Source organism: Huaxiibacter chinensis (assembly GCF_022171985.1).
GTDB classification, from domain to species: Bacteria; Pseudomonadota; Gammaproteobacteria; order Enterobacterales; family Enterobacteriaceae; genus Enterobacter; species Enterobacter chinensis_A.
Genome location: NZ_JAJVHF010000029.1, coordinates 1 through 8,871 on the forward strand (window position 1 = coordinate 1; position 8,871 = coordinate 8,871).

The following is an 8,871-nucleotide window of genomic DNA, read 5'->3' on the forward strand; positions in this document are numbered from 1 at the left end:
CCCCGCTGAGCTGCACAATCCACGGATAACACAATAGCGCACTGGCAAAGGATGCCGACGCCTGAAGGGCGTTGGCACCCCGAAGGGGCGGGGCGGCCGCTTGCGGCCGGGCGAGTCCGGCGCAGGGTGTGGCCTGCCAAGCGGAGCGCGGAGGCCGAAGGCCGGAGGCGTTAGCGGCCGCTGCCCGCGTAAGCGGGGCGAGACGGGAACCGGCTCGATGCGCAGCACAGCAGAGCGGCCCCGAAGGGGTAACGCCCTGTGTGGCATCAGGATTTAGCACAATGTCAGAACATAAACTGGAGAGATCACCGGCAAGCAGCTGCAAAGGGGCGGCACAGCCGCCCCGATGGCTGTTACTTGTCTTTGTCGCGTAGCACTTTGATTAGGCCGGTTACGGCCGTAATCAGAGCGGCCAGCGAGGTGATGATTTGCGGTAGGTTTTCGAGGATGGTAGAGGTCATATAGCACCTGTAGAGAAGTTGGCGGGGTGTCGTTTCCGACGGCCGCACTGTAACCGGGCGAATAAGGCAGGTTGTCAACAGCTTGAGCGAAGCGTCTGTTGACAACCTGCCGCGCCCGGTTTCACTGCGGTCATAGGCGGAACGACCCACGCCAACGGAACGGCTTTATGACCGGGCAGCTGAGATACCGGCGAACCTGGCTGGCGGCTGACGCCAGCCGCCAAGCGCCAGCGCGGAGGGCGAAGCCCGGAGGCCAAGCGGAGCGCGGAGGCCGAAGGCCGGAGGCGTTAGCGGCCGCTGCCCGCGTAAGCGGGGCGAGACGGGAACCGGCTCGATGCGCAGCACAGCAGAGCGGCCCCGAAGGGGTAACGCCCGGAGTCTGCCGCTGTTTATCTCTCGTTCCATCTGAAATCGGCGGTAAGGCCATTAAAAGGGTCAGTTTATCAGGGGGGCGTTAGCCCCCCATGTTGTTAATCATCAGGCAATATCGTCTTTGTAGCAGGCATAACCGAAGCTAAGCTTTGTTTTCATATAGTGGCGGGCAAAGTCCCAGGCATCGTGGCCGAAGTCCTCATAATCTGCCAGGACGATTTCGCGGGCTTTGTGCCATTGCTGTACGGAAGAAAGCGGCAGAACAGGGCAGGGAAGCGACCAGTCAGTGACGGTGTTGCAGATCATATCTGCCAGACGCTCCAGGGAGCCGTAAACCAGCTCTGTGCGCAGATCCGCCACCATGCGTTGTTTACGCAGTGATGCCAGATAATCAATCTCTTTGGTTATATCAGAATTTAAGCGGGTCTGGTAATCCATGATGTACTCCTTTGCGCGCCGATACCGGCAATTTTGCGGGCGACGGTGTTGCCTCCCGATGATTTAATTATCGGTGATTATGTCCTCAAAGTCAATATAAGTACTGAATGTGCATACAAAATTTTATATCTTGCAAAGCGTTCATAGAGTGCCTGAATCGCTTTCTGACAGCCTCAATAAAAAAGGCGGGGATTACCCGCCTTTTTTCTTACAGCTGCTTACGTGGCTTTTTACGCGTCATATACAACGGTATCGCGCAGTCTACCGCGTACAAAAAGCACGCCAGCGCGCCGCAACCGTACAGAAACGCAAGCGGCTTATTATCGAAGTAGCTGAAAACCCCTGTCGCCGCACACAGGCCCAGAACAGAGACGCAGGCGCAGGTGATCTGCACCAGATCCCTGTATCCCGCACGAACGATAAACCAGGGCAGGGCAAGCGCAGCGGCGCTAAAAATTAATGCGAGAGGGACAAAAACGAGATAGTGATACATGTGAACTCCTTGATGGTTGCCGATACCGGCGATTGTTCGGGCGGCGGTATTGCCACCCGATGATTTAATTAGAGGTTTTGCGCGTCCAGGAGATTGACCTGAGCCGGGGTAACGTGAAACTTTTCCCCTTTATGGATCACGTTATGCGGGGCGCTAATTTCATCACTGATAAAGCTAACCGGGTAACGTTTTTTACCGCAAATCCGCTCGCTAAACCACGCCACTTTTGCCGCTGGCCGATCCACTGGATGAACAATCACACCGGCCATGCTGCAACCCGTTGCGGGTTCGTCCAGCGTAATGCTTACCGGGACTGTATCCCGGTAAAAAAACTTAACCGGCGGCACACCTGCCTGCGTAGCGGCTGCGACAACTGCAAGCCCGATAACCGCTATCCGATTAATAAGCATTTTATTCCCCTTACTCATGCTGATATCACCTTGCCAGCTGTTACCAGTTTACGAAATTCGCTTTCATGAATTTCACGCCCATGCTCAAGCGTTGAATACACGTTGCCGATAAGCCAGTTACCAGCCGTTTTTGTCTCGGTATACCACCATGCTTCTGTCAGAGTAAGCAGCGGTTCGCTATCCTCGCCCTTCTCATAGATCCAGATTTTAGTGACGTCTTTACCCGTTTCGTTGCTGCCCTGAATGGTAGGGTCAAAGGTATGTTCAATCTCTATATCGAAGTAACGCTGAAGGAAGTTAGTAAAGTGCATGACGACTCCTGTAAGCGCCGATACCGGCAATTTTTCGGGTGGCGGTGTTGCCTCCCGATGATTTAATTATCGGTGATTACGCCTTTAAAGTCAATACAAGTACGGAATTTATTTACATGTTTTTATGCCCGTCAGGGCATGGAAGGCGACCGCGCCGGACTCCACCGGACACCGGCCGCAAATCGCCGGAAACTGCGGGACTGACCGGAGCAACAGGCCAACCCCCCTTCCTGCTAAGCCATAACCCAGCCCGCCGCCACGCAGCTGCCGCACGTCCCCCACGGGGGTGCGCAGTGGGCGCCGCGCGCCTGCGCGCGGGTACGGCGGCCCGCCTGCGGGTCGCGGCGCCGTACTGCGAGTTAGCGGCCGCCGCGCGGCCGGTTACGGGGGACACCGCACCGTCACGGCCAGCGCCCCACTGAGCTGCACAATCCACGGATAATGCAGGAGACGAATCATGATAGGAGGCTGAAGGGGAAATGAGCGGCAGCAGGGGAAGGGGTTGCCAAGCGGAGCGCGGAGGCCGCAGGCCGGAGGCGTCAGTGGCAGCTGCCCGCGTGAGCGGGGCGAGACGCGTAGCGGCTCGATGCGCAGCACAGCAGAACGGCCCCGGAGGGGTGACGTCCGGGGGTTCGCTTTTAAAGATTTTCGACCACATCAGTAAATCGTAGTGACACCATGAAGCAAAAGTATCGTGCAGACCAGAATCAACAACAGTAACAGCAGACCTTTTTTTCGACGTAATAAAACCGGCCCCAAAGCGCCCGCAAGAAGCACACTCAACACGATTTCCGTTATGCTAATCGTATTCATAATCTCTCACGTTTCCCTTTTTAGAACTCTGCCACACACGGATAAAACCTTATAACAAAGCAACAAAACCCGTTATTCAGACACGGTAATGCCTAGTTTTTTTGCCAGAATTTCAGATGACAAAGAAACCCTTATCGACTTCCCGGTTACAAGGTGAATGATTGTGGCTTCATGCCCTTCAACAGAGTGGGATATTAACTCACGCTGAATGATATGCGTCTCTCCATCATTTCCCGTCACGGCTATTAGGCTCTCTGTAGAACAGGGGTTGATACTACTAATGTTGGTGTTGTTTTCGGTTTTGTTCAGCATCGCTGATCCTCAAATATCGGTTTGTGTTACGTCTGCCGCTTTGCGCTGGATAAGCGACTTAAAGAAATCCGACGCCTTCAGAATATCGCTATCCTGGAAGTCGGGAAATGTCGCTTCTGTCAGCTCCTGCGCCGTACCTGCCCGTATAACGGTTTCATCGCGGATCATCGTTCGCTTAACGCCATCAGCCTGTTTTTTGCTGAAGGAGTGCCGGAAAATAATCGCGTATTGGCCGCCGCTATCCTGATGAACAGAAGTATCCCAGCGATGATTACCCTGTTTACGATAGTGGTGATAGATTTGCTGGCCGTAGCGCTCCTGATCGGAATTACGGTAATCGAACATTAACAGTTCCAAAAGCATTAACCGATCTGGCAATTGCCAGGCGGTAGGGTGTTGAAGTGTCGCTAACATAGTTTCCCCTGAGCGTGACAGTCACGATAAGGCGGGCTTTGCCCGCCTGGTTATCAGTTAATCAATGGCACGATAAATACGATTCTGGCTTTCGTTCTCCAGCGTATTAACGTACTCCCGCAACAGGTGATACCGGTTAGCCATCGTTTCGTTCAGTTCGGCTTTGCCTTCTTCATATGCCAGCCCGCAAAAGTAACTGTAGGCATACAGACAAACAATAATCCCTACTTCGCGCGCGCTGCATTCACCTTCAAAATAGTTAGGTAACGAGAGCCAAAGAGGTTGGGGCGCTTCCATAAAAAACGCGCCATTGCTGGCCTGAAGGTATTCCCAATACCCTCCCTGGTAGTCTTTAGCGTAACGATTCAGAAAGGACTGAATGAAGTGATCTGCGCTGAAGAAAGCGCCACGAAATGCCGCAGGCATGAAGTTCATGCGGGCGTTTTCAGAAATGTAGCGGGCGGTGATTTCGATAGTTTCCATGATACTTCCTCTTTAAGCCGATACCGGCGATGGTTAAGCGGCAGGCACATCACCTGCCACTTTTTAATTATCGTACAATGGGGCGTTAAAGTCAATACAAGTACGGATTATATTTACCTAATTTTATGCCCGTCAGAGCATGGAAGGCGACCTCGCCGGACTCCACCGGACACCGGGGGCAAATCGCCGGAAACTGCGGGACTGACCGGAGCGACAGGCCACCCCCCTCCCTGCTAGCCCGCCGCCACGCGGCCGGTTACAGGGGACACTGAGAAAGCAGAAAGCCAACAAACACTATATATAGCGTTCGTTGGCAGCTGAAGCAGCACTACATATAGTAGAGTACCTGTAAAACTTGCCAACCTGACCATAACAGCGATACTGTATAAGTAAACAGTGATTTGGAAGATCGCTATGAAGGTCGATATTTTTGAAAGCTCCGGCGCCAGCCGGGTACACAGCATCCCTTTTTATCTGCAAAGAATTTCTGCGGGGTTCCCCAGCCCGGCCCAGGGCTATGAAAAGCAGGAGTTAAACCTGCATGAGTATTGTGTTCGTCACCCTTCAGCAACTTACTTCCTGCGGGTTTCTGGCTCGTCAATGGAAGATGGCCGCATCCATGATGGTGACGTACTGGTTGTGGATCGCTCGCTGACGGCCAGCCACGGCTCAATCGTAGTCGCCTGCATCCATAATGAATTTACCGTGAAGCGGCTACTGCTGAGGCCCAGACCCTGCCTGATGCCGATGAACAAAGATTTTCCTGTGTACTACATTGACCCGGATAATGAGAGCGTTGAAATCTGGGGAGTGGTTACGCATTCCCTTATCGAGCATCCGGTATGTTTGCGCTGATTGATGTCAATGGCATGTACGCCAGCTGTGAGCAGGCATTTAGGCCAGATCTGGCAAACCGAGCAGTGGCCGTTTTATCCAACAATGACGGCAACATTGTGGCCCGTAATTACCTGGCGAAGAAAGCGGGCCTGAAAATGGGCGATCCGTACTTCAAAGTCAGACCCATAATCGAGCGTCATAACATCGCTATTTTTAGCTCTAATTACACTCTCTATGCCTCCATGTCGGCCCGGTTCGCGGCCGTAGTTGAGTCCCTTGCAAGCCACGTCGAACAGTATTCAATCGACGAGCTTTTTGTTGACTGCAAAGGGATAACGGCCGCCATGAGCCTTGACGCTTTCGGGCGCCAACTGCGCGAGGAAGTCAGGCGACACACAACGCTGGTATGCGGGGTCGGTATTGCCCGTACTAAGACGCTGGCGAAGCTGTGTAACCACGCTGCAAAAACATGGCCCGCTACTGGCGGGGTGGTTGCTCTGGACGATGGCGCCAGACTGAAGAAATTAATGAGCATCCTGCCGGTTGCGGAAGTCTGGGGCGTCGGCCATCGTACAGAGAAAGCACTCGCCACAATGGGGATCAAAACGGTGCTGGATTTAGCCAGGGCAGATACGCGCCTAATCCGTAAGACGTTTGGTGTTGTGCTTGAAAGAACGGTACGGGAGCTACGCGGCGAGGCTTGCTTCAGCCTGGAAGAAAACCCTCCGGCGAAGCAGCAGATTGTTGTATCGCGCTCATTCGGCCAACGCGTAGTAGCCCTGGCGGATATGCAGCAGGCGATCACCGGATTTGCAGCGCGCGCAGCTGAAAAACTGCGTAATGAGCGGCAATACTGCCGCGTCATAAGCGTCTTTATCCGCACCAGTCCTTATTCAGTGCGTGATACACAGTATGCCAATCAGGCAACCGAAAAACTGACGGTGGCAACCCAGGACAGCCGCACGATAATTCAGGCGGCACAAGCCGCGCTGGCGCGGATCTGGCGGGAAGATATTGCGTATGCAAAAGCAGGGATCATGCTGGCCGATTTCAGCGGAAAGGAGGCCCAGCTGGATTTATTCGACTCTGCTACGCCTTCAGCTGGCAGCGAGGCGTTAATGGCTGTTCTCGATGGCATAAACCGGCGTGGCAAGAGCCAGCTGTTTTTTGCAGGCCAGGGCATCGATAACTCCTTTGCCATGCGCCGTCAGATGTTGTCACCTGATTACACGACAGACTGGCGCTCGATACCAACAGCAACCATCAAATAATTACCGGCGCCGCACGCGGGCCGGTCAACCCCTCAACCGGCCGAAACGAGTTTCGGCGCGGTTTCGCGGTTTTCGGTAAAAGGCGTTTCATCTGTATAAAAGATCAGCTAAATTATGTGTATTGCACAATACATATATGTGAGGTTAACAGTGAATTTGCCTACGCCCGAAACCTACGATGAACTTCAGAGAGCCTACGATTTTTTTAATGAGAAGCTATTCAGCAACGAGCTGCCGCCATGCCTGATAACGTTGCAGCGTGAGAAGCGAACGTATGGCTATTGTTCCTTTAAGCGTTTCGTCGGCCGTGAGAGTGGGTACACGGTAGACGAGATCGCTATGAATCCGGTGTATTTCTCGATCAGAACCATAAAGGCCACGCTTTCAACACTGGTGCATGAGATGGTTCATCAGTGGCAATTCCATTTTGGCGAGCCTGGCCGCCGTGGCTATCACAACAAACAGTGGGCGGCCCGGATGGAACGGGTAGGACTAATGCCTTCTGATACCGGCGAACCGGGAGGCAGGAAAGTGGGCCAGAGCATGACCCATTATATTATTGCCGGTGGCCCTTTCGATATGGCCTGTGATGAACTGCTGACAGGCCATTTCCGGCTTTCCTGGATGGACAGGTTTCCGCCTTACCAGCCTAAGCCTGGCGCTGTGCTAAGCCCTACAGGAAAAGGCTATATTGACGACGAGGAAGATGATAGCGAACACGAACAGGAGGTGGAGGAAGGGCGCGACCCGGTTGAACTCGACGACGAGATCATAGAGGCCATGCGATTTGTAACCCCGCCGCCTGAAGCGCCGGTGAACAAAACAAACCGGGAAAAGTACAGCTGCCCGGTGTGTCATATCAATCTCTGGGGTAAACCGGGGATAGTGGTTTACTGTGGTGGCGAGCACTGTAATAAAGCCGCGTTAGTAGTCTTAAAATAAAGTCCTTTCGGACTTTATTTTTTTTCCATTTCCGAGGTCGTGATGTTATTAATGCTGTACTTCGCGGCTTCTTTTAAAACAGTTTCAGCAAGGCTTGCTGGTATCCAGACCTGAACTAATTTTAATGGTTCGCCGTTCTCGGCTTTAAGAGTGGTGTTCTGGTACAAATCCCAGATTCGCTTAACGGTGCTGGAAATGTTTTGCTTGGAACGGCCTACTCGCGTGGCTACGTCTGATGATTTCTCACCTTTGACAAGCACGGAATAGCCAATATCTGTTGTGATGTGTGCAAAGGAAGCCATTTGCGGCAGCAGCTGTTTCCATTCTGTTTCTGAAATTCTGTTTTTCTGAGCCATCTGTGGCGCCTCCGTAGTTTTGGTTACAGAAAGGATATACTCAGAATAAACTGGGGTCAATACAAGTACGATTTTTATAAACTTTATTTTATTTGAGGGTGAGGCCCGGTGCGGCAGCAGCGCGGGCCTCGATGGTGCCGCGAAGGTGCTGGCGCCATGCTTGGATTAAAACATGAACCGTGAAGAACTGCGAAACTTGTTTTCGCGGTTCTGAGGGGTTGACCGAGCCGCGAAGCGGCGCTGGTAAGCGATGATATGCACATATCCACAGGCATATTTTTAAAAGGTATTTTATAGATTTTTTATCTTTTTAAAGTCTTTTAGAGCTATATAACTCATTGATTTAAAATCATAAATAAGTGTTATCTCTGGGAATCCGCCCACCTTGTTATGGGAATTGGCCCACCTATCTATGGGAAACACCCCACCTTACTATGGGAATTAGCCCACCTTGTTATGGGAATTGGCCCACCTTAGACGAAACTGTAAAAAATGTATTTACTTGTTTGAACTTTGTGGTAGTGTGGAGAGTAATTTTTAACCCACAAAGGCAAGGCTCATGGATAAGTTGCTGAACAAAAAGATAAAAGTTAAGCAGTCTAACGAGCTTACCGAAGCTGCTTACTACCTCTCGCTAAAAGCAAAGCGCGTTCTCTGGTTATGTCTTATGCAGACGTATTTCACAGCTTCAGTAAGCGAAGATGATGATGAGATGGCTGTACTCGGTGACTCTACTTTCAAAGTAAAGGTGGCTGACTATGAGCAAATTTTTCAGGTAAGCCGTAACCAGGCTATCAAGGATGTTAAAGAAGGCGTGTTTGAGTTAAGCCGTTCTGCGGTAATCTTTTACCCGAAAGAAGGAAGTTTTGACTGCGTCGCGCGCCCCTGGCTAACAGAGGCTGGCAGCCGATCAGCTCGTGGTATCTGGGAAATCGAATTTAACCATAAACTCCTGCGG

The 8,871-nt window shown here is 52.2% G+C and carries 12 protein-coding genes; 4 read left to right on the forward strand and 8 right to left on the reverse strand.

Going from position 1 to position 8,871, the window contains the following annotated elements; all coding sequences use genetic code 11:
• Nucleotides 1-938: 938 nt before the first annotated feature.
• The 7 genes from LZP96_RS23405 to ardB form a co-directional block, all read right to left on the reverse strand.
• Nucleotides 939-1,271, reverse strand: a complete 333-nt coding sequence (locus tag LZP96_RS23405) for a hypothetical protein (RefSeq protein ID WP_258926375.1) — start codon at nucleotides 1,269-1,271, stop codon at nucleotides 939-941.
• A gap of 208 nt (nucleotides 1,272-1,479) precedes the next feature.
• Complete coding sequence (ccgC, locus tag LZP96_RS23410) at nucleotides 1,480-1,764, reverse strand: protein CcgC (RefSeq protein ID WP_001750002.1); 285 nt, start codon at nucleotides 1,762-1,764, stop codon at nucleotides 1,480-1,482.
• 68 nt (nucleotides 1,765-1,832) lie between these two features.
• Nucleotides 1,833-2,174, reverse strand: coding sequence for a hypothetical protein (locus LZP96_RS23415; RefSeq protein ID WP_015344948.1), 342 nt, complete (start codon nucleotides 2,172-2,174; stop codon nucleotides 1,833-1,835).
• A gap of 14 nt (nucleotides 2,175-2,188) precedes the next feature.
• Nucleotides 2,189-2,485 (reverse strand): protein CcgD, encoded by a 297-nt coding sequence (gene ccgD / locus LZP96_RS23420; RefSeq protein ID WP_000545925.1) that lies wholly within the window; start codon nucleotides 2,483-2,485, stop codon nucleotides 2,189-2,191.
• A gap of 885 nt (nucleotides 2,486-3,370) precedes the next feature.
• Nucleotides 3,371-3,610, reverse strand: a complete 240-nt coding sequence (locus LZP96_RS23425) for a hypothetical protein (protein WP_000932975.1) — start codon at nucleotides 3,608-3,610, stop codon at nucleotides 3,371-3,373.
• A 9-nt stretch (nucleotides 3,611-3,619) separates the two neighbouring features.
• A complete protein-coding gene (ardR, locus tag LZP96_RS23430) occupies nucleotides 3,620-4,024 on the reverse strand; it encodes an antirestriction protein ArdAB regulator ArdR (protein WP_000881513.1) in 405 nt (134 codons plus the stop codon).
• A 57-nt stretch (nucleotides 4,025-4,081) separates the two neighbouring features.
• Complete coding sequence (ardB, locus tag LZP96_RS23435) at nucleotides 4,082-4,507, reverse strand: antirestriction protein ArdB (RefSeq protein WP_000447669.1); 426 nt, start codon at nucleotides 4,505-4,507, stop codon at nucleotides 4,082-4,084.
• A 414-nt stretch (nucleotides 4,508-4,921) separates the two neighbouring features.
• Here ardB and mucA point away from each other — a divergent pair, with 414 nt between their 5' ends.
• The 3 genes from mucA (at nucleotide 4,922) to LZP96_RS23450 (ending at nucleotide 7,557) form a co-directional block, all read left to right on the forward strand.
• A complete protein-coding gene (gene mucA, locus LZP96_RS23440) occupies nucleotides 4,922-5,362 on the forward strand; it encodes a translesion error-prone DNA polymerase V autoproteolytic subunit MucA (protein WP_000861760.1) in 441 nt (146 codons plus the stop codon).
• Entirely contained in the window at nucleotides 5,350-6,615 is a 1,266-nt protein-coding gene (gene mucB, locus LZP96_RS23445; RefSeq protein WP_001749980.1) for a translesion error-prone DNA polymerase V subunit MucB, read from the forward strand. Before mucA ends, mucB begins: the two co-directional genes overlap by 13 nt.
• 150 nt (nucleotides 6,616-6,765) lie before the next feature.
• Nucleotides 6,766-7,557: a SprT-like domain-containing protein gene (locus LZP96_RS23450; protein WP_001452808.1), complete on the forward strand. Its 792-nt coding sequence runs from the start codon at nucleotides 6,766-6,768 to the stop codon at nucleotides 7,555-7,557.
• Between the two features lie 14 nt (nucleotides 7,558-7,571).
• Here the strand turns inward: LZP96_RS23450 and ardK are convergent, their stop codons facing one another.
• Nucleotides 7,572-7,913: an antirestriction protein ArdAB regulator ArdK gene (ardK, locus tag LZP96_RS23455; RefSeq protein WP_000057569.1), complete on the reverse strand. Its 342-nt coding sequence runs from the start codon at nucleotides 7,911-7,913 to the stop codon at nucleotides 7,572-7,574.
• 559 nt (nucleotides 7,914-8,472) lie between these two features.
• Here ardK and LZP96_RS23460 point away from each other — a divergent pair.
• A partial coding sequence (locus LZP96_RS23460) for a replication initiation protein (protein ID WP_258926376.1) occupies nucleotides 8,473-8,871 on the forward strand: 399 nt, incomplete at its 3' end.

Excerpts from the sequence above, each read along its gene's own strand:
- LZP96_RS23405 (WP_258926375.1), bottom strand. The coding sequence starts at position 1,271 with ATGGATTACCAGACCCGCTTAAATTCTGATATAACCAAAGAGATTGAT.
- ccgC (WP_001750002.1), bottom strand. The coding sequence starts at position 1,764 with ATGTATCACTATCTCGTTTTTGTCCCTCTCGCATTAATTTTTAGCGCC.
- LZP96_RS23415 (WP_015344948.1), bottom strand. The coding sequence starts at position 2,174 with ATGCTTATTAATCGGATAGCGGTTATCGGGCTTGCAGTTGTCGCAGCC.
- ccgD (WP_000545925.1), bottom strand. The coding sequence starts at position 2,485 with ATGCACTTTACTAACTTCCTTCAGCGTTACTTCGATATAGAGATTGAA.
- LZP96_RS23425 (WP_000932975.1), bottom strand. The coding sequence starts at position 3,610 with ATGCTGAACAAAACCGAAAACAACACCAACATTAGTAGTATCAACCCC.
- ardR (WP_000881513.1), bottom strand. The coding sequence starts at position 4,024 with ATGTTAGCGACACTTCAACACCCTACCGCCTGGCAATTGCCAGATCGG.
- ardB (WP_000447669.1), bottom strand. The coding sequence starts at position 4,507 with ATGGAAACTATCGAAATCACCGCCCGCTACATTTCTGAAAACGCCCGC.
- mucA (WP_000861760.1), top strand. The coding sequence starts at position 4,922 with ATGAAGGTCGATATTTTTGAAAGCTCCGGCGCCAGCCGGGTACACAGC.
- mucB (WP_001749980.1), top strand. The coding sequence starts at position 5,350 with ATGTTTGCGCTGATTGATGTCAATGGCATGTACGCCAGCTGTGAGCAG.
- ardK (WP_000057569.1), bottom strand. The coding sequence starts at position 7,913 with ATGGCTCAGAAAAACAGAATTTCAGAAACAGAATGGAAACAGCTGCTG.